Source organism: Lactobacillus sp. UMNPBX19, assembly GCF_002553805.1.
In the GTDB taxonomy this organism is placed as follows: domain Bacteria; phylum Bacillota; class Bacilli; order Lactobacillales; family Lactobacillaceae; genus Lactobacillus.
Window position 1 is genome coordinate 16,081 of sequence record NZ_PCYR01000018.1, and the last position, 20,615, is coordinate 36,695.

16 protein-coding genes, 1 tRNA gene and 1 pseudogene are annotated in these 20,615 nt (G+C 33.2%); 17 read left to right on the plus strand and 1 reads right to left on the minus strand.

Annotation, left to right across the window (positions count from 1 at the left end; translation table 11 throughout):
• Positions 1 to 33 precede the first annotated feature (33 nt).
• From galU to CP370_RS06375, 8 genes and pseudogenes are all read left to right on the plus strand, one after another.
• Complete coding sequence (gene galU, locus CP370_RS06340) at positions 34 to 939, plus strand: UTP--glucose-1-phosphate uridylyltransferase GalU (protein WP_012845886.1); 906 nt, start codon at positions 34 to 36, stop codon at positions 937 to 939.
• Between the two features lie 130 nt (positions 940 to 1,069).
• Positions 1,070 to 2,032, plus strand: a complete 963-nt coding sequence (locus CP370_RS06345; protein ID WP_012845887.1) for an ABC transporter ATP-binding protein — start codon at positions 1,070 to 1,072, stop codon at positions 2,030 to 2,032.
• Positions 2,025 to 3,572 carry an ABC transporter permease/substrate-binding protein gene (locus CP370_RS06350; protein ID WP_087713145.1) on the plus strand — a complete coding sequence of 516 codons (1,548 nt, stop codon included), beginning with the start codon at positions 2,025 to 2,027 and terminating at the stop codon, positions 3,570 to 3,572. Before CP370_RS06345 ends, CP370_RS06350 begins: the two co-directional genes overlap by 8 nt.
• Before the next feature lie 12 nt (positions 3,573 to 3,584).
• Positions 3,585 to 3,995: an OsmC family protein gene (locus CP370_RS06355; protein ID WP_012845889.1), complete on the plus strand. Its 411-nt coding sequence runs from the start codon at positions 3,585 to 3,587 to the stop codon at positions 3,993 to 3,995.
• Positions 3,996 to 4,124: 129 nt separating this feature from the next.
• Positions 4,125 to 5,190 (plus strand): annotated as a pseudogene (locus CP370_RS06360) (low temperature requirement protein A).
• 67 nt (positions 5,191 to 5,257) lie between these two features.
• The gene (locus CP370_RS06365) at positions 5,258 to 5,869 is read left to right on the plus strand and encodes a GTP pyrophosphokinase family protein (RefSeq protein WP_087713144.1); all 612 of its coding nucleotides are present in this window, start codon (positions 5,258 to 5,260) and stop codon (positions 5,867 to 5,869) included.
• A 4-nt stretch (positions 5,870 to 5,873) separates the two neighbouring features.
• Positions 5,874 to 6,539, plus strand: coding sequence for a response regulator transcription factor (locus tag CP370_RS06370; RefSeq protein WP_087713143.1), 666 nt, complete (start codon positions 5,874 to 5,876; stop codon positions 6,537 to 6,539).
• Positions 6,540 to 6,549: 10 nt separating this feature from the next.
• Entirely contained in the window at positions 6,550 to 7,824 is a 1,275-nt protein-coding gene (locus tag CP370_RS06375; RefSeq protein WP_087713142.1) for a cell wall metabolism sensor histidine kinase WalK, read from the plus strand.
• 168 nt (positions 7,825 to 7,992) lie between these two features.
• On the opposite strand, the gene CP370_RS06380 is transcribed toward CP370_RS06375, so the two are convergent.
• The gene (locus CP370_RS06380) at positions 7,993 to 10,377 is read right to left on the minus strand and encodes a Xaa-Pro dipeptidyl-peptidase (protein ID WP_087713141.1); all 2,385 of its coding nucleotides are present in this window, start codon (positions 10,375 to 10,377) and stop codon (positions 7,993 to 7,995) included.
• Positions 10,378 to 10,573: 196 nt separating this feature from the next.
• On the opposite strand from CP370_RS06380, the gene CP370_RS06385 reads away from it, so the two are divergent.
• From CP370_RS06385 to CP370_RS06420, 9 genes are all read left to right on the plus strand, one after another.
• Positions 10,574 to 13,108 (plus strand): M1 family metallopeptidase, encoded by a 2,535-nt coding sequence (locus tag CP370_RS06385; protein ID WP_087713140.1) that lies wholly within the window; start codon positions 10,574 to 10,576, stop codon positions 13,106 to 13,108.
• Between the two features lie 86 nt (positions 13,109 to 13,194).
• Positions 13,195 to 13,965 carry a Cof-type HAD-IIB family hydrolase gene (locus CP370_RS06390; protein WP_087713139.1) on the plus strand — a complete coding sequence of 257 codons (771 nt, stop codon included), beginning with the start codon at positions 13,195 to 13,197 and terminating at the stop codon, positions 13,963 to 13,965.
• Positions 13,966 to 14,123: 158 nt separating this feature from the next.
• Positions 14,124 to 14,197, plus strand: a tRNA-Arg gene (locus CP370_RS06395).
• A gap of 497 nt (positions 14,198 to 14,694) precedes the next feature.
• Complete coding sequence (locus CP370_RS10015; RefSeq protein ID WP_233186311.1) at positions 14,695 to 15,420, plus strand: ABC transporter transmembrane domain-containing protein; 726 nt, start codon at positions 14,695 to 14,697, stop codon at positions 15,418 to 15,420.
• 6 nt (positions 15,421 to 15,426) lie between these two features.
• Positions 15,427 to 16,263, plus strand: coding sequence for an ABC transporter ATP-binding protein (locus tag CP370_RS10020; RefSeq protein WP_232457389.1), 837 nt, complete (start codon positions 15,427 to 15,429; stop codon positions 16,261 to 16,263).
• Between the two features lie 263 nt (positions 16,264 to 16,526).
• On the plus strand, positions 16,527 to 18,338 hold the full coding sequence (glmS, locus tag CP370_RS06405; protein WP_087713138.1) for a glutamine--fructose-6-phosphate transaminase (isomerizing): 1,812 nt from the start codon (positions 16,527 to 16,529) through the stop codon (positions 18,336 to 18,338).
• A 145-nt stretch (positions 18,339 to 18,483) separates the two neighbouring features.
• On the plus strand, positions 18,484 to 18,903 hold the full coding sequence (locus tag CP370_RS06410) for a helix-turn-helix domain-containing protein (protein WP_004895392.1): 420 nt from the start codon (positions 18,484 to 18,486) through the stop codon (positions 18,901 to 18,903).
• Complete coding sequence (locus CP370_RS06415) at positions 18,896 to 19,483, plus strand: Fic family protein (RefSeq protein WP_087713137.1); 588 nt, start codon at positions 18,896 to 18,898, stop codon at positions 19,481 to 19,483. The genes CP370_RS06410 and CP370_RS06415 overlap by 8 nt, the downstream gene beginning before the upstream one ends.
• A gap of 285 nt (positions 19,484 to 19,768) precedes the next feature.
• A complete protein-coding gene (locus CP370_RS06420; protein WP_087713136.1) occupies positions 19,769 to 20,557 on the plus strand; it encodes a glycosyltransferase in 789 nt (262 codons plus the stop codon).
• The last annotated feature ends 58 nt before the right edge of the window (positions 20,558 to 20,615 follow it).

Sequence of the window (20,615 nt, forward strand, 5' to 3'; positions counted from 1 at the left end):
ACTAAGGAAAGCTTATTTTGTGAGGAGAATAAAATGAAAGTAAGAAAAGCAGTTATTCCAGCAGCTGGATTAGGTACTAGGTTTTTACCTGCCACTAAGGCTATGCCTAAGGAAATGGTACCGATTGTTGATAAACCAACAATTCAATTTATTGTAGAAGAAGCTAAAAAATCTGGAATTGAAGATATCTTGATCGTTACTGGTAAAAACAAGCGTTCTATCGAAGATCACTTTGATGCTAACCCAGAACTAGAACAAGATTTGGAAGAAAAGGGTAAGACTGATCTTTTACACTTAACCCAATCAATTACTAACTTAGGTGTTAACCTTTACTACACTCGTCAACCACACCCAGCTGGTTTAGGAGATGCGATTTTAAGAGCTCGTAGCTTCGTTGGGGATGAACCATTTGCTGTTATGCTTGGTGACGACTTGATGGATGACAAGGTTCCACTAACTAAGCAATTGATCGATCGTTATGACAAGACTCATGCATCAACTATTGCTGTTATGCCTGTACCACATGAAGAAGTTTCTAAGTATGGTGTTATTGATCCAGATAGCGAAATTGAACCTGGTTTAATTAACGTTAAGGCCTTTGTTGAAAAGCCAGACATTGATAAGGCACCTAGTGACTACGCAATTATTGGTCGTTACTTGTTAACTCCAGAAATTTTTGATATTTTAGCACATCAAAAACCTGGTCGTGGTGGCGAAATTCAATTAACTGACGCAATTGATACTATGAACAAGACTCAACGAGTATTCGCTCATGTATTTAATGGTGAACGTCATGATGTTGGTAACAAGGAAGGTTACCTTGAAACATCAATTGAATATGGTTTATCTCACCCTCAAATTAAAGATGATTTACGTGAGTACATTATTAACATGGCTCAAAAATTACAAAAAGAAGGTAAAAACTCAAAGAAGAAATAATAAGGCTTCTTTGGAACTATAAGACTGACTATTTCGTCAGTCTTATTTTTTTGTTTAAAAAGATGTAATCTTTTTGCCAAGTTCTTATAAATAGTGAGAAAATATAAATAACTATTTTTATAAGGGTAAAATGATGATTGAATATAAAAATATTTCAAAAAAATACGATGGACAAGAAATCTTAAAAGATGTTTCTTTCGCAGTGAAAAAAGGAGATATTTTTGTTTTAGTTGGACCAAGTGGGAGCGGAAAGACAACGTTGCTAAAGATGTTTAACCGGCTTATTGAACCAACAAAGGGACAAATTCTTCTAAATGATAAACCAATAAAAGAATATAATTTGCGTAAACTAAGGGAAAAGACTGGGTATGTATTGCAAACAGCTAGTTTATTTCCAAATTTAACTGTTGGTGAAAATATTACAATTGTGTTGGAGCAAGAAGGTGTTGATCGCAAAGAACGGCGAAAAAAACAGGAAAAGCTATTAAAATCGGTTGATTTGGATCCAAAATTATATTGTGATCGCATGCCGAGTGAACTATCAGGTGGTGAACAACAACGAGTTGGCATTGTTCGGGCTTTAGCAGCGGATCCTGAAGTTGTTTTAATGGATGAACCTTTTTCTGCTCTTGATCCAGTTGTAAGAAAGCAACTACAAGACTTACTTATTAATTTACATGAGCGATTCAATAAAACAGTAATGTTTGTAACACATGACATGCAAGAAGCTATTCGTTTAGGAAATACAATTGGAGTTCTGCATAAAGGTGTTTTAGAGCAAGTTGGCAAACCTAGAGAAATTTTAAGACATCCGGCTACCAAATTTGTACAGGAATTTTTTGCAGGAAATCGGATTAATCAGAAACTTGATCTTGAAATTTTATTGAAGAGCGAATTGGGTGTAGATCCACGATTCTATCCTAAAGTGGATACCCTTGTTCGTTATCACGTTGATAGCGTAGAGGATTTAATTAAAGATTGTTCTAACCATCCAGATACTTTGTTTATTGCAGAGACCAGGTTTGGTGAATTTTTAATTGAGCCAAAAAGAGTTTGGAATTTATTTTTAAAGTGGGTGGCTGGACATGATTAAATCACTATGGCAGATGTTACTAACTGAACATGGACAAATTTGGGCTACCACGCTTGTTCATATTAAGATTTCTCTGATTGCCTTGCTGATTGCAATGGTAATTGCAATTCCACTGGCTTTTATTTTAAAAGGTCACAAAAAGGCTGCTGAATTTACACTTCAAATAGCGGGAATTATTCAAACAATTCCTAGTTTGGCGGTTCTAGGTTTACTGTTACCATTTGTTGGAATCGGAACCGTGCCAGCAGTCATTGCGTTAGTTCTATATGCAATTATGCCAATATTTCAAAATACTTATTCGGGATTAACGGAAATACCTGAAAATCTAGAAGAAGCAGCTACTGCCTTGGGACTCACTAAATGGAAAAAGTTACAGCGACTAGAAATTCCAATGGCTATGCCGATGATAGTAGCAGGAATTCGGATCGCTCTAGTTATGATTATTGGTACTGCCACTTTAGCTGCTTTAATTGGTGGCGGAGGCTTAGGAACTTATATATATGTTGGAATTAATTCAAACAATAATACTGAAGTCTTAATGGGAGCAATTTTATCTGCATTGCTTGCTCTAATATTTAGTGGCGTTTTAAAATTCATTTCAAAAAATAATAAACGTCTAAAAGTAGGAAGTGCACTAATTGCCTTAGCTTTAGTAATTTGGGGTGGAAGTAGCCTGTATAACCATTATGCTAATACTTCTAAAAATGTTGCTGAACCAAAACAAACGATTACCATTGCTGGAAAAATGGGATCAGAACCAGCTATTTTGATTAATATGTATAAGGACCTAATCGAAAAGAATGACCCCAATACTAAGGTGGTTTTAAAACCTAACTTTGGTGGAACCACATTTTTATTCAAAGCTCTTCAAACAGATAAGATTGATATTTATCCTGAATTTACAGGTACAGTTTTACAAACTTTAGTCAAAACTGGTAAAAAGACCGGGAATGATCCAAATCAAGTTTATGTAGAAGCTAGAAGCGACTTAAAGAAACAATTTGATATGGAATATCTGAAGCCAATGGCTTACCAGAATGGTTATGCTTTAGCTACAACACAAAAATTTGCTAAAGACAATCACTTGACTAAGATGAGTGACTTAAATCGTGTAAATAAAAAAGTACATGCAGCCTTTGATCCGGACTTTACCTCATTAAAAGATGGCTATCCCGGCTTAAAGAAAATCTATAAGTTAGATTTTGCTTCAATTAAGAGTACTGAATCGAGCATTCGCTATCATGCTATTGCTAATAATCAAGCTAATGTTGTTGATGGCTATACAACAGATGCAGAAATTAAGAAGTATAATTTAGTGATGCTGGATGATGATAAGAAATTCTTCCCACCATATCAGGGAGCTCCCCTAATGAGGACAAAATTTGCAGAGAGAAATCCTCAAATTGTAAAGGCTTTAAATAAATTGGCTGGTAAAATTACTACTGAAGAAATGCAGCAGATGAATTATCAAGTTAATGTTAAGCATGAGAAACCTGCTAAAGTAGCTCATGATTATTTGGTAAAACATGGATTAATTTAGAAAAGAGAAAAAATGACAAAATATACAGTAAAAAGTGGATTAACTGATACTCCTTGGCAAATTGAAAATCGAACAAAGAAAAATAAATTCATGGCTGATGAATCAGCAAGTGATAAAAATGTTGCCCCGAATCCAGTAGAATATTTAGCTGGTGCTGTTAACTCTTGTATTTCAATTTCTGCAGGGATGATTGCAAATGTACATCATTTAGATGTAAAGAACTTTAAAGTAACAAATCAGGCAATTACTACTAAACTCGGCCATGGAAAGTCAGTTGTTAGTGAAATGTTGATTACGGTTTCTTTTGACAGCTCTATGTCTCAAGAAGAAAAACAAGACTTTTTAGACCATACTCTGCATGTTTCAACTGTTTATCAAACAGTATCTCAGAGTGTAAAAACATATGTAGAATTAGAAAATTAAGCTATCAATTTGCTCTTAGTCGGATAAGACTAAGGGCATTTTTGATTTTTTTATGAATATAAGGCAAGATAGAAACTAATTAAGTTTGAGGAAGAGTTTAAGTGAAAAATAGTTGCTAAACCAGTTAGCATGTTTGAATTATTCTTTGATTTAGTTTTTGTATATGCGATTTCTAGAATTACTGCGATGATACATCATCCTGTTAATGGAGGTATTCCTTTAGCTACTTTTTTAGAGTTTTCATTAGTCGTCGTTGTAGTAATGGAAATTTGGCTCTATCAGGTTGTTTATTTTAATTGGTACAGCAAGAATAACTTTTTAGACATTGCCGGACTTGTTTTAAATATGTTTACAGCAGTTTACTTAGCCAACAATATTAATACGGAATGGCGCATAACCTTTCACTATTTTAATATTGCGATGGCTGTAATGATTGCAACAATATTTTGCCAATATTTATTCACTTCGGTTAATGAAGTTAATGATAAAAGAGAATTCTTATTTATTTTAGGAATAGAGTTCTTTTTAGTAATTTTAGGGTTGATACTTGGTTATTCTATAGGGATTTATTTCTGTATTGCTGCTTATATTATTGGTTTGATTTTACCAATCTTTTTATGGGAAAAATTTAAGGCTGAAAGAGTTAATTTCCCTCATTTGGTGGAGAGAGTAAGTTTGATAGTTATTATTGCGTTTGGAGAAGCAATTGTTAATTTAGCAAATTACTTCAATAGTAAGACTCCTCTTATGTATGCCGCATTTTTATTTTTATCACTAGTTTTAATGTTTGCTAGTTATGTACTTTTATCGGATAAGATCATTAACCATCATCAAATTAGTAGAGGATTTGTCTTAATGTATAGTCATATTGCAATTGCGATTTCTGTATTGTTAATGACCGTAGATGCCCTATATTTAAATAATAAAAATGTGGACCGTAAGTTTTTGTATGGGTTAATTGTAGTTACGATTTTACTTTATTATTTCTCTTTTATTGTGAACCAAGTTTATAGTAAGAAGGTATGTCGATTTGAAAAAAATTGAAGCAATAACCCTCTTAACTATATTTGGTATTGGAGCTTTAATTTTATGGTTAGTTAAAAATTCTATTTTGGGAGTTATGATCTGCTTATTAATATGGAATCTTGCCTTTTTCTTAGTTTTTCTAATGAAAAGCAAAAATTCTTTAAATTAACATTATTATAGTTATTAAAAAAATCTCGACTGCTATAATATTAGTAAATTAATAAAGAGGGTTTAATATGGATATTTATGGTGGCTATACTCCAGTGCTAGATAGTTTACTTAACCAAATGTTGGAGTACTTTAGGAAAGAAAATCAACTTCATCAGGAGAAAACCGGCGATAGCCTATATGAACACTTGATTGGCCGAGTTAAGCGGCCAGAAAGCATGATTGAAAAATGTCAACGAAAAGAATTGCCGGTAACCCCAAAATCAGCTCTAAAAGAAAATCGAGATAGTGTAGGAATTCGTGTGGTTTGCAATTTTATTGATGACATTTATACCTGTATCGATTTAATTAAGGAATGGAACGACGTAGAAATCGTCAAGCAAAAAGATTACATTACGAATGCTAAACCAAATGGGTATCGTTCTTATCATATGATTTTAGATGTTGAAAGACCCGAAGAAGATATTTTAGGAAACACCCCGGGTCACTACTATGTTGAAGTACAACTTAGAACGATAGCTATGGATACTTGGGCTAGCTTAGAGCATGAAATGAAGTATAAGCACAAGATAAAGAATCCCGAAATGATTGGTAAAGAGTTGAAGCGAGTGGCTGATGAATTAGCTTCTTGTGATGTAAGTATGCAGACTTTGCGCCATTTAATTAGAGAGGAAGATTAACTTAATGAAAATTTTGCTTGCAGAAGATGAAGAACAGTTATCTCGTGTTTTGGTAGCTGCAATGCAGAGTGTCAATTATGAGGTGAATCCTGTTTTTAATGGACGGGATGCAGTTGAACTTGCGCGGAAAAATTTATATGACGTTATCATCTTAGATATTATGATGCCAGTCATGGATGGAATTACTGCCCTAAAGGAGATTCGCAAGAGTGGCGATAAGACTTATGTTTTAATGTTAACCGCAAAAGCAGAAGTTGATGATCGAGTAACTGGTTTAGATAGCGGAGCTGATGATTATTTAACTAAGCCATTTTCACTGAAAGAGTTGCTAGCACGTTTACGTTCAAAAGAACGACGAGACGATCAATATACACCTAATGAGGTTGAGGTAGGAGACCTGGCTTTAAATGTTGCTGAACAAGAACTAATCAGTCATAATTCAATTCGTTTAGGAAGTAAAGAGACTCAACTTTTGAATTATTTGATGCTTAATGAAGGAAAAGAATTTTCAACTTCAGATTTATTAGCGCATGTTTGGAAAGATGATGATGAAGCTAGTGAAGATGTCGTTTGGATTTATATTTCTTATCTAAGACAAAAGTTGCAGTCGATTCAGAGCTCAGTTCAGATTGTCGGTGAAAAAGGTGGTAGTTTTTCCTTAATTAGGTAGGTGAGCTAAAATGATCCAAAAGTTTCGGTGGAAATTTATTGGAATGTCTATTACAGCTTTGTTTATAGTTCTCGTAATCACCTTAGGTGCTTTATTGGGAGTTAGCTATACTCAAAGTCATAATGAGGTGGATCGAGTTTTAACGGCCTTGGTGAACAATCAAGGACAATTAACCCCGCGGAATGCTAAACCAGTCTTTGGTAATCAAAAAGATCCAATTAATAAAAATTTCTTGGCAGGCGAATATAATCCGGAGGCAGTTTTTCAATACCGTTATTTCACTGTTGCTGAGACTCCGCAGAGTAATCCGCGGATAGTAAATAATGATAATGTTTATGATGTTGGACGAACTGAAATTCTTAGTACAAGTAAGAGAATTTTTAAGGATAAGACAACAGATGGCGTAGTGACAATTGGTAATAATCAGTATGCTTATCGTGTTGGGAAAAATCAGACTGGTCGTAAGTTTATTGTTTATTTAAATGAATCGCTGATTTATCATCGTTTTTCTCTCCTAGTTAGGGTATCGATTGTTTTAGGAATTGGGGCTTTGATTGTTTTTGCCTTGGTATTGATTTTTGTTTCTAAAAAGGCAATCGGTCCAATTATTACAACGTATCGTAAACAACGTGAGTTTATTACCAATGCTGGTCATGAATTAAAAACTCCTTTGGCCATTATTGCTGCTAATACCGAAATGGAAGAGATGTTAGGTAATAATTCTGAATGGAATAAAAGCACCAAGGAACAAGTTGATCGATTAACAAGGCTAATTAACCGATTAATTGCACTAGCTCGAACTGGTGAAACTGGTGAAGTGGTCCTAAATAAAGTGAATTTTTCTGAAATTGTTAAAAAGAATGTTAATAGCTTTAAGTCTGTAATGCAAAAAAATAATCTTAAATATAGTGGAATGATTATGCCAGATTTATATGTTAAGGCAGAGAAAAATGTGTTAAGTGAACTGATTAATATCTTACTAGACAATGCACGTAAATATTGCGATAAAGATGGGAAAGTGCAGGTAACCTTAACTAAAGGAAGGCTAGGAACAAATGCCATCTTAAAGGTTGCTAATACTTATAAAGAAGGAAAAGGAAAAGATTATTCACATTTCTTTGAACGCTTCTATAGAGAAGATGAATCACACAATTCAAAGCAATCAGGATTTGGAATTGGATTAGCAATGGCGCAAGAGATTGTTCACACATTTCATGGGAAAATTCATGTTAGTCATAAAGATGATATGATTATCTTTACAGTAATTTTGAAATTAGCAAAATAAGAAAAAGCAGTTAGTTTTCGTTTTTTGAAGACTAGCTGCTTTTTGCGTACTGTAAATTTTAAAATATTATTATTTAAAATAATATCCAATACATTGTTGAACTTGAAGTTTCCATATTGTCTTATTCCTTTCTTTAACTAGAAGTTAAGCCTTAGTATCATCAACTAATTACATCTCATGAAAAATCAATTGTGTCTTATCTAAATCAATAGTATAAGTTTCTTCTTCTAATGGACGCTTCGTCATTCCTTGATCAGTTGAGTAAATGATTAAGCCTAATCGTGCACCGGCTGGTAAACGATAGAAGGTAGGTTGTAGTTCAAATTCTAAGTCATAGAATTTACCAGGTTCAACTTCTTCGGCATGTTTCATATCTGCATAGTTTTGAACATTCATGTGACCTTTAGTAATTAATTTAGCCTTAGTTTCTTTATCAGGAACGAATTCCTTCATTACCTCGGTGCCGAAGCGATAACCCAATTCTTGAATTTGATCATTAAATGACTTAGGAATTGGAGTGAGGCGTTTTCTAGTACCTAGATCAACTAAAGCTACGGAAATTTGGCCTTTAGGAAGAGAGGTAGAAACACTCATTTTAATCTTAGGACGACCAACTACTGTAACAGTATGAATGAATTCATCAGTTACAAAGCGCAATTGTTGATCAAGCCATTTTTCTTCTCCAGAAATGAAGTCGTACTGCCATTTTCCTTCAGAAATTTTAGATTCTTTAAAGATTTTTCCACCTTGGTCTGTAAATGAAACTTTATCATTATCTTCTCCGTCATCTTTTAAGAGGCTGCCACTCTTATCTGGGAAGTAAATTTCTTTTTTACCTAATTCATTATTCCAAGTTGGTTTTTCATGCCAGATATCTGGTTGTAGATTATCTTGAATCATTACATCTTCCCATTGTTTGTAAGCATTATTTTTAATGCCTAACAATTCATGACAGAACCAGAGGTTCATTAAATCAGAAAAGTCAATGGAAAGAAGATTATTCATGTTGTAGTGCGGACCTTGGTGTAAGAATAGTTTATGTGCAATTGGTAATTTAGAAATTTTTTGCCAAATTTTATAAACATTCTTAGGTTTAACATTCCAGTCATTAAGACCATGAACTGAAATCCAAGAACATTTAATATTATCAGTGTGGTGGCGATAATTTCTAGCCTCCCAAAAATCAGAATATTGGCCAGTTTCACGATCTGATTTTTCTAAAAGACGCTTTTGCATTGCATCATATTTAGGTTTGATTTTTAGATAATCACCTGCATCCCAAAGATTAGACTGACAAGTTTCAGCCAGCATATCTAAGTCTTCTCCTTGGCAAGCCTCGGGAGCAATGACTAAGCCATGCTCGCGGTAGTAATCATACCAAGAAGAAATTGCAGCTTCAGAAACTACAGTTTTAAGTCCCTTCACCCCTGTAGTAGCAATTGCAATTTGAAGAGTACCAAGGTATGAACGACCAGTCATTCCGATATTCCCATTACACCAGGAAGCTTTTGTCTCATGCTTTCTAGTTCTGTCAGTATAGGCAATACGGTCACCATGGAGCCATTCAATAATTTCTTTAGCACTTTCAGTTTCTTCTGGTGCACCAGTAATTCTTAAACCGTCGGAACCGCGTGTTCCAATGGCACCAGCATAAACATTTGCAAATCCACGTGCTAATAAATATTCATTTAGCGAATAGGCTGCTTTATGTACTGCTTCTTCTGTAGCGGCTTGATCTTCACTAGCAGGCTTTTGAGCTTTAGCAGTAGGCATTGCTTCATACTTAGGGTAAGTACTTTTAGTAGCATCTTCTAGATTGACATCTACATTGTGGTTTCGTTTTTCATTAGCAATAATTCCGCCAAAGTATGGATCTGCTGTATAGAGAGCAGGGAACTTGAAGTTGTTTGATTGATAAGGACGAAAGACTGTGACTTGAAGTAAATCAGGTTTGCCATCTTCATCAGTATCAAGATCACTTTCAACATAAACCACTTCACGAATAACCTTACTCATATCAAAAACTGGGAGTGACTTACCATTAAAGTACATAAATTTATTATTACCATAAAACTGGGTGAAGTAACCTTTACCAGCCATATTATCAATGAAAGTTTGGCCATTTTTAGCTCGAGTGTTAAGTAGGCGGTAGAAGACTTTAACTAATTCATTACGATTAATTTCTTCGTGATCAGTGTAAGGAAGAGAATTAGCCTTCATCCGAGCTAGTGGATCATTTAAGTCATAATCGTAGCCAACATGATAGCCGAGTAATTGCAGGGCAATATTATAAAATTGGTTACGTGAAATTGAATTAGGATTTTCAGCTAGAAAATCTTTTAAATTTTTATGATCACTAACTGCAAATTCTGCTAATTTAGCTTCTTTTGCACCATAAGTTTTGGCTTCAGCAATGGAGTTTTCAACTAACGTTGCTAAAAGGCCAGAAAAACTATTTTCTTTCCAATCATTAGGTAAGAAGTTAATAGATTGTAGTTCTTTAACAATTTGGTCAAAGTCTGTTTTTAAATAACCATATTGATTATATTTCATTATAAAAAGCACTCCTTTTTTGTCTTTTCTCTTAATTTTTATTTTACTAGTTTTAATTGAATAAAAGAAGAATGAAACAATATTTTAAATTATGTAGGATAGACTAAATTATTTTTAATTTAATCCAAAAACTGGTAAGTAAGATTTTAATTTCTTATAATAAATAGTTGAGAAGTTAAATATTGGAGGTCAAAATATGACAGAAGTAAAACGCTTTTATGAAACTTTTCATCCAGAACATTACGATATCTATTTAGATATTAGTCGTGAAAAGAAGATATTTCATGGTAAGACTGTTGTAATCGGTGAAGCACAGGAAGAATTAGTCAAACTAAATCAAAAGTACTTAAAGATTACCTCTGTTAGAGTAGATCAAAAGAAGGCTGACTTTAATTACAACGATAAAGATGAAGTAATTAATATTGAAGCTGGAAAAGTAGGTAAGATGAAAATTGAAGTTGACTTCGAAGGTAAGTTGACTGATACAATGATGGGAATTTATCCTTCTTACTACGAAGTTGATGGTGAAAAGAAGCAATTAATTGGTACACAATTTGAAACCACCTTTGCTCGTCAAGCCTTCCCATGTGTTGATGAACCAGAAGCAAAAGCTACTTTTGCACTTGCAATTAAGTTTGATGAAAAACCTGGTGAAAGTATTATTTCTAACCAACCAGAAGAGAAGTTTAAAGATGGTGTTCACTACTTTAAACCAACTTTACGTATGTCTAGTTATTTGGTTGCTTTTGTCTTCGGTGATATGCAAAGAAAATTGACTAAGACAAAATCTGGCGTTGAAATTGGTGTTTTTGCTACAAGAGCTCACCAAGCAAAAGAATTAGATTTTGCCTTAGACATTGCTAAGCGTTCAATTGAATTCTTTGAAGATTTCTATGAAACTCCATATCCATTAGAACATTCATATCAAGTAGCACTTCCTGACTTTTCAGCTGGTGCGATGGAAAACTGGGGTTGTGTAACTTATCGTGAAGCATACTTATTACTTGATCCTGACAATACTTCATTAGAAATGAAGCAATTAGTTGCTACAGTTATTGCTCATGAATTAGCTCACCAATGGTTTGGAGACTTAGTAACTATGAAGTGGTGGGATAATCTATGGCTTAACGAAAGTTTTGCTAATATGATGGAATATGTGGCTATTGATGCCTTAGAACCAAATTGGAAGATTTGGGAAATGTTCCAAACTTCAGAAGTTCCAGCAGCTCTCCAAAGGGATGCAACAGACGGTGTTCAATCTGTTCATGTTATGGTTAATGATCCAGCTGAAATTGATGCCTTATTTGACTCAGCCATTGTTTATGCAAAGGGATCAAGAATGTTAGTAATGGTTCGTGCCTTATTAGGAGATGAAGCTCTTCGTAAAGGTTTGAAGAACTACTTTGCTGCTCATAAATATGGTAATGCAACTGGGGATGATTTATGGAAGGCGCTTGGAGAAGCAAGCGACTTAGATATTGGTGCGATTATGCATTCTTGGCTTGAACAACCAGGTTACCCAGTAGTAAATGCAAAAGTTGAAGATGGTAAGTTAGTTTTAACTCAAAAACAATTCTTTATCGGTGAAGGTAAGGAAGTAGGACGTAAGTGGCAAATTCCACTAAATTCAAACTATGCTGCTGTTCCAAAGATTATGAAGGATGGAAAATTAGTTGTTGGTGACTATGCTGATTTAATTGCTGACAACGGTGTTCCATTCCGTTTAAATGTAGGCAACAATTCAGACTTCATTGTTAAATATGATAAGACCTTACTTGATGATATTTTGAACCACATTGATGAATTAGATGCGGTTGATAAATTACAGCTACTACAAGACTTCAGATTATTAGCAGAAGGCGGTCATATGTCTTATGCAGACATTGTTCCACTTCTTCCTAAATTTGCAGATTCTACTTCACCAATTGTAAACAATGCTTTATACAGAATTATGACTACTTTACGTAATTTTGTAACTCCAGATTCTAAGGAAGAAAAGGATCTAAAGAGGCTTTATAATTTACTTTCTGAAAAACAAGTTAAGCGTCTAGGATTACTTCCAAAAGCTGGTGAATCTAATGATGATAATTTAACTAGACCATATGTTGTTGCAGCGTCCTTATATGCTGGTAATGATGAGACAATTAACGGTCTACACACTATTTATTCAGAAAATTCGGATAACTTAGAGGGTATTTCCGCTGATATTAGAAGTGCTGTTTTGGTTAACGAAGTTAAGAACTTTGGTAACATGACTTTATTTGATAAACTTCTTAAGAAGTATCAAGAAACTTCTGATGCAAGTTTGAAGCAAGACTTGTGTGCTGGTATTACTTCAACTAAAATGCCTGAAATCATTGATGCAATTGTTGATGACTTTGAAAATTCTGAAATTATTAAGCCACAAGACTTACGTGCATGGTACCGTAATGTTTTAGCTAATCCATTTGGTCAAGAACAAGCTTGGAACTGGATTAGATTAGAATGGCCATGGCTTGAAGCAACTGTAGGTGGAGATATGGAATTTGCAACCTTTATTACTGTAACTGCAAATATTTTCCATACTGAAGAAAGATTGAATCAATTCCAAGACTTCTTTGAACCAAAGATCAATACTCCAGGCTTAACTCGTGAAATCAAGATGGATACTAAGGTAATTGAAACTAAGGTTAACTTAGTTAAGAAAGAACAGTCTGCTGTTAACGCTGCAATTGCTAAAGCTGTTGACTAAAATTTGAAAAATAAATAATTAAAAGATGCGCTTTCGGTTTTGAAAGCGCATTTTTGATATAATTGAAAAGATAGAGGTGAGAGGATTTGGTAAAAACAATATTTTTTGATGTGGATGGGACGTTAGTTTCTCATAAAACTGATAGCGTTCCAGAAAGTACTAGGAAGGCACTTAAGCTTTTACATGAAAATGGCTATAAATTAGTGCTAGCTACAGGCTGTGATATGAGTCAATTGAAAAAATTACCAGTCAAGGATTTGAAATTTGATGGTTATTTGACAATGAATGGTCAACTTTGTTTAGATGGAGATGGAAAAGAAATTTTCGGTAATCCAATTGATGAGAAGGATACTGAAAAAATGGTCCAATTAATTAAAGAAAAAACTGTTCCAATTAATACGATTGGTAAAGAGGGTCCATATATTAATTTTGTAACTGATGAGGTGGTAGCTGCTCAAAAAGCTGTTTCAAGTAAAGTTGCACCTATTGGTGAATATCACGGAGAAAAAGTCTATCAATTTATTGCATATGGAGAACGAGAAAAATTAAAGAATTTAGTGAATGATTTGCCTAATTGTAAATTAAGTTGGTGGAATGAATATGCAGTAGATATCATCTCAAAAGATGGTGGTAAATTAGCTGGTATTGAAAAGTACCTAGAACTACAAGGTCAAACTTTAGCAGATGCAATGGCTTTTGGTGATGGCGAAAATGATCTAGAAATGTTAAAAGCTGTTAAAATTGGAGTTGCAATGGGGAATGGCGAAGAGCAAGTAAAGCGCATTGCAGACTATGTAACTACTGATATTGACGCAGACGGTATCTTTAATGCATGCAAGCATTATAAGTTAATTTAGAGGAATAGGAATGGCAAATATCAGCTGCTATTCCTTATTTTTATATCCCTAAAGGTGGGGTAGATAAAAAATTTAAATTAAAATCAAAAAAAATTCAAAAAAGTAATTGACATATAAGTTCCTTTTCCCTATACTAGAATATGTTCTGTTAAGGAATTGGTTTGGTAGCTCAGCTGGATAGAGCAACGGTCTTCTAAACCGTGGGTCGTGAGTTCGAATCTCACCCAAATCACTAATATGACGCTCTATATGGGGCGTCTTTTTTTGTGCAATTTTTTATTTGACCCCCCAAAATGACCCCCAAGCTAATTTATTTGTTACTTTCTTTAAGTTGATGGAACTATTTTTAAAAGAACTATATCAGTGATTTTGCAATAAGCTTTAAATATACTACATTTAAACTACAGCAAAGAGATACAAGGAATTCTAAAAAGTATTACCGGTTTTCTACAAAAAGTAATACTTTTTTGACCATTTAGTGCAATTTGTGCTATCGGGCTTTCGTTTATGACATAATTTTTCTAATAATTGAACTTTTAATATTCTCAATTACTCATCAATAGATTAATTTTAAGTAGATTTTATGGTGTAATTTTTATTTTATTTTTGTTAAAAAATATTGATTTATTTTAATTTTATATTTATTATTTAAATTAAAATTTAATAAAGCAAGGAGTATATATGGAATTATTAAAATATTTTAGAAAATTAAAATGGGAATTCCTGTTTGTGGTATTTCTAATAGTTGTTAATGCAGGTTTTCTAACTTTAGCCGGTATCTCTAGCGCAAATGCTTTGAGTGCTGTTGCAAAATTTAGAGCAAATGAATTCTTTATGTGGGTTGCAGTAATGGGATTAGCCTACATTGTTTACGCAATAGTAAATTGTTTGGTTAATATTGAACAAGCTAGATTCTCACAAAATGTAGATAAGTTAATTAGAAAAGATATCGCTACTGAATTATCAAGATCTAATTACGCTACTTTTCATAAGCAAACTGTATCTACCTATAGTTCATGGCTAACCAATGATATAACTACAATTAATAATTTTGGTATCACTGATTTTCTAATGATTGTCAGGCAAGTATTTGAAATAATCTTTGGAATGTTAACATTAGCCTACTTCAATTTCAGTCTAGTAATTACTGTGGTGGTTTTGACAATTATTATGGGTATCGTTCCAAATCTGTTCTCAAAAATATTGGCTAAAAAATCCTTGGAATATACCCATGCTAATGAACGCTTAGTCAATACAATAAACGATATACTAAATGGATTTAATACTCTTTTTCTTGCTAATTTACCTCAGACTATCGTAACGAAAATTAATAAGTCTTCAGATGATGTTAAAAAGCATACCGTACAATATGCTAAAGCAGCTGGAGTTACACAGGCTATCACAAATGGGTTGGCATTTATTAGTCAGGTAATTATTTTGGGACAAACGGGTTGACTAATATTGCATAATTTAACTCCAGTAGGAACTATCAGTGGCGCACAATTTTTCGCAAGTACCATCTTTGCGGAATTAAGTGGTATTAGTTTTAATTGGCAAGAGTTCAAATCAGTTAAACCTATTATGAAGAAATTCAAATCAGGGTTTGATTTGAACCCTAACAATCAAATAGTTAAAAACTTAGAATTAGGTAGTATAAAATTTAACAACATTTCATACAAATATTCTAAAAACGATAAGCCTCTATTCCAAAATTTAAATTTAGATTTCCAGCTTAATAATAAATATATATTGGTAGGTGATTCAGCTGCCGGTAAGTCCACCATTCTTAATTTAATTGCGGGACTACTAAGAAATAATAGTGGTGATATAAAAATGAATGATATAAGTTATTCAGCAATTTCAGACAATGACTTACATGAAAAAATATCATATTTACAACAAGATCCTTATATCTTTTCAGCTTCTTTAAAGTGGAACTTGACTCTAGGCAAAAATATACCTGATGCTGAAATAAATAACGTTATTCATGAATGTGGCCTTGAAGATATGATCGCTAAACTTCCCAATGGCGTGGATACTGTATTGAATGATCAGGGAGAGCAATTATCAGGTGGACAGAAGCAGCGTATTTCATTTGCTAGAGAAATTCTACGAGATACACCTATTTATTTATTAGATGAAGCAACTTCTGCATTAGATAAGTCTGCTAGCGTTAAACTTGAAAAGGCAATTTTATCGAAGAAGAATAAAACGGTTATAATGGTAACTCATCATCTAAGAGAAGAAATAAAACAATTGGCTAATAAAGTGATTAATTTAAATGAAGTGAAAGAGTAGCGTATTTCATTTGATGAATAAAGATAAAATGGATTGCAAAGAAAAATGTAAGCTTGTCTATATATTTTTTATGAGCACCAAATCATTGATATGACGCTCCATATGGGGCGTCTTTTTTGTGCAATTTTTTCATCTTTTGATATAGACCAATTTTAGATAAAACATCTTGACCAATTTCTTTAATAGGGTTATTATTGCTAGTATAACAGCAAAATAAATATAGTCCATTTAACTTAAATGAACTATACCAAAGGAGAAAACTTATGTGTGGAATTGTTGGTGTCGTTGGAAAACCTGCAAGAGATATTATTTTAAATGGCTTAACTAACTTAGAATATCGTGGTTACGATTCTGCAGGTATGTATTTAAATGACTTAAATGGAAACGAATATCTAACAAAAGCGGTTGGTAGAATTTCTAACTTAAAAGAAAAACTAACTCCTGATGAACAAGGATTAGTAGGAATTGGTCATACTCGTTGGGCTACACATGGTAAGCCAACAGTGGATAATGCTCACCCTCACTTTGATGAAACTAAGCGTTTTTACCTAGTTCATAATGGGGTTGTTGAAAATTATGCCGAATTAAAAGAAAAATACTTACAAGGAGTAAAATTCCACTCTAATACTGATACTGAAGTGGTTGTCCAATTAATTAGTAAGATTGCTCGTGAGAAGAATTTAGATGGTTTTTCTGCGTTTAAAGAAGCTTTGAAATTAGTCAAAGGTTCATATGCTTTCCTTTTAGTTGATAACACTGAGCCAGAGCATGTTTTTATTGCTAAAAATAAGTCACCAATGATGTTAGGACTTGGCGATGGTTTCAATATTATTGCGTCTGATGCAATTTCTGTTTTAGATCAAACCAAAACGTTTGTTGATTTACAAGATGGTGATGTTGGTGACATTACTAAAGATTCTTACACAATCGAAACTGTTGATGGTAAAAAGGTTGAACGTAAGCCCCATGTATTAGATATTGATCCTAATGCAGCCTCAAAGGGAACTTACGAATTTTACATGCTCAAAGAAATTGATGAACAACCAAGCGTAATGCGTAAAATTTCTCAAACTTATTTTGATGAAAATGATGATGTTAAGGTTGATCCAAAAATTATTGATTCTATTTCAAAAGCAGATCGTATTTATATTTACGCTGCTGGAACTAGTTACCATGCTGGTTTAGTTGGTAAGACAATGTTAGAGCATTATACTGGAATCCCAACTGAAGTTGGTTTGGCATCAGAAGCTGGTTATCACTTCCCAATGATGAGTAAGGATCCATTCTTTATTTTCTTAACTCAGTCAGGAGAAACCGCTGATTCTCGTGTTGTTTTGAAAGAAGTTAATAAGCGTAATATCCCAAGTTTAACAATCACTAATGTAGAAGGCTCAACTTTATCAAGAGAAGCAGACTACACTATGCTCTTAGAAGCTGGTCCTGAAATTGCAGTTGCATCTACTAAGGCATACACTGCCCAAATTGCTGTTCAAGCAGTTCTGGCTAAGGCGTTGGGCGAATCACTTAATAAAGCAGAAGCTAAAGATTGGAATTTAAAGCATGATTTAGCTATTGCAGCAGAAGGGATGCAGCAACTTGTTGACAGTAAAGAAAGTTTAAAAGAGATTGCTGATAAATACCTAATTAAATCTCGAAATGCTTTCTACATTGGACGTGGAATTGATTATGCAGTAGCCTTAGAAGGAGCATTAAAACTTAAAGAAGTTTCATATATTCAAACTGAAGGTTTTGCAGCAGCCGAATTAAAGCATGGTACTATTTCTCTTATTGAAAAAGATACCCCAGTAATTGCCTTAATTAATGATCCTGCAACTGCTGATTTAACGCGTGGAAATATTCAAGAAGTTGTTTCTAGAGGTGCTAACGTTGTTACTATTGCTGGTAAAGACTTTGCTAGAGAAGGGGACAATGTAGTTTTACCAGAAATTAACTATTATATGTCTGCTTTATTAACTGTTGTGCCAGCTCAACTTCTTGCATATTATGCATCAAAAGATAAGGGCCTTGATGTAGATAAACCACGTAACTTGGCTAAGAGTGTTACAGTTGAATAATAGAATTTAGATTAATTATGAAAATAGAGAATTAGTAATTCTAAAGGTGCTAATTCTCTATTTTTTATGTAATTTTTTAGTGAAAAATCTAATTTTGATTTAAAATATATAAATAATAGTAAGGTAAAAATGAACGAGGGCAATTATGTTATCAAAAATATCAATTTTACTTACAAATCATCATTTAACCTTAAAGGATATTTCACAAAGTAATTCTTTAATGGAAAAAGATTTAGAAGAAGCACTTAATGAGAATCCAGATAATTGGTCAAGCGCAATTTTATCGGCATTATCGTCATCTTTAAATATGCGACCAGGAGATTTACTGGAATTACTTGATCCAGTTTATTCTTTGAAAATTAATGACACTAATCAAATGATTCAAGGCATTTATATTGAAGATCCAGAAATGTATGAACAAATTAGATTTGTTGTAGAAAGTGAACACTTAGAGGGTTGGCAACCAGATGAAGAGGATATTTTAATGCTTCTTGATGAGGCGATTAATCCATCTAAGGAGATTAAAAGTGAAATTGATCGGATTTGGGGTGAAGAAAATGAATGAGGCCGTAAAGGATTCTGAATGGTATCGTCAAAAATTTCTTTACCCAAATGGTACGCTTAAAAATAAACTCAATATTACTGATGCGGCAGAATTAGCACAAAAAGAATACTTAAGCTCAGGAATTCGCGCCGTGGCTTTTTTGAGAAAGAATAAAAAAATCACTAGTGTTGAAGATTTGAAAAAAATTCATAAAATTATGTTTGGCTGGCTCTACGATTGGGCTGGTCAAATTAGAGACTATGAATTAGTTAAAGGAGAGACAGAGTTTTTAGAGTATTCTCGTATTAATTTTGGAATTGAAGAAATAGAAGAAAAGATACAACAATTGTCTTCTAAAAAAGAACTTGCAAATGTTGACTATGCTTTTTTACTGGATAGATTAAATTATCTTCATCCCTTTAGAGAGGGAAATGGGAGAAGCAGTAAATTATTTTTACAAGCTTTTGCTGCCAATCATGGTCAAGTGATTGATTATCCACGTTCAAACAAAGACCTGATTATTGCCCAAAATAATGCAGATATTGATCAAATTGCTAGTTTAATTAGAGTTAATGCTAAAGCAAAGAAAGCTGCTCATTAGATAAGTTGAACCGATATTTGTTATATTAAAGATTTGGATTTAACAATAGAAGAAAAATGGACTAAGATGTAGATGACTGATCCGAAAACTTCTCCTTTAAGAAGTGTAACAATTTATTTTTCTTCATTAAGATCATGTTGAGCTACAATCATTTCTGATTGTAGCTTTTTTTGTTTTGTTTATAAGTTGGGTCTTAAAAATAGTAAATAATGAGCATATTAATTTATTATAAAACGCTATCAAGAGATAATTATTAATAATATTAAACTGAAAGGAATGAGCAGTATGAAAAAGGCATTGAATCCTCGGCTAATTGTTTCTTTGACAAGCTATGGAGATAGGTTGAATACACTATCTATTTGCCTTAAAAGTTTGCTTAATCAGACTAAAAAAGCCGATAAAATTTTAGTTTATCTGACTGATGATATTAAAGAAAGTCATCTTCCATCATCTCTTCTTGAATTACGCGATAGGGGTATTGAATATCGCTTTGTTCCCTTAGATTTAAAACCACATAAAAAGTATTATTATGCTATGCAAGAGTTTCCTGACGATATTATTGTTACAGTAGATGATGATGTTATTTACTACAAAGAAATGCTATCAGAATTATATAAAACGTACTTAAAATTTCCGAAATGTATTGTCACGGGAAGAGCACATGAAATAACTTTTAATGATGATGGATCGATTAAAGCATATGATGATTGGAATTGGTGCAGTCAAAAGTGTGAACAGTCATCGATGAAATTATTAGCTACGGGGGCTGGCAGCGTTTTATACCCACCTCATCTATTAGATAAAAAGCTATTGTTTAATTTAGATTATATTAAGCACTACATTACAGTAGATGATTTATGGTTAAAATTAGTCGAAGTATTATCGAATGTACCAACGGTAGTATGTAGTTTAAGAATAGAAAAAATGCGTGAAGGAATTCCTGATACACAAGCGCAGGGCTTATTTAATAAAAATGTTGGTAAAAATGAAAATGATCTTTATTTAAAAGACTTAGATAAAAAATTTTCCTTAGCAAGTAAAATTCTCGCCTATGAAAATGGAAAAGGAAAGTAAAAAGTGTCTGGGAAAAAACTAATTCCTAAGACATGAAAAAAGAACGATGATTTCCTTT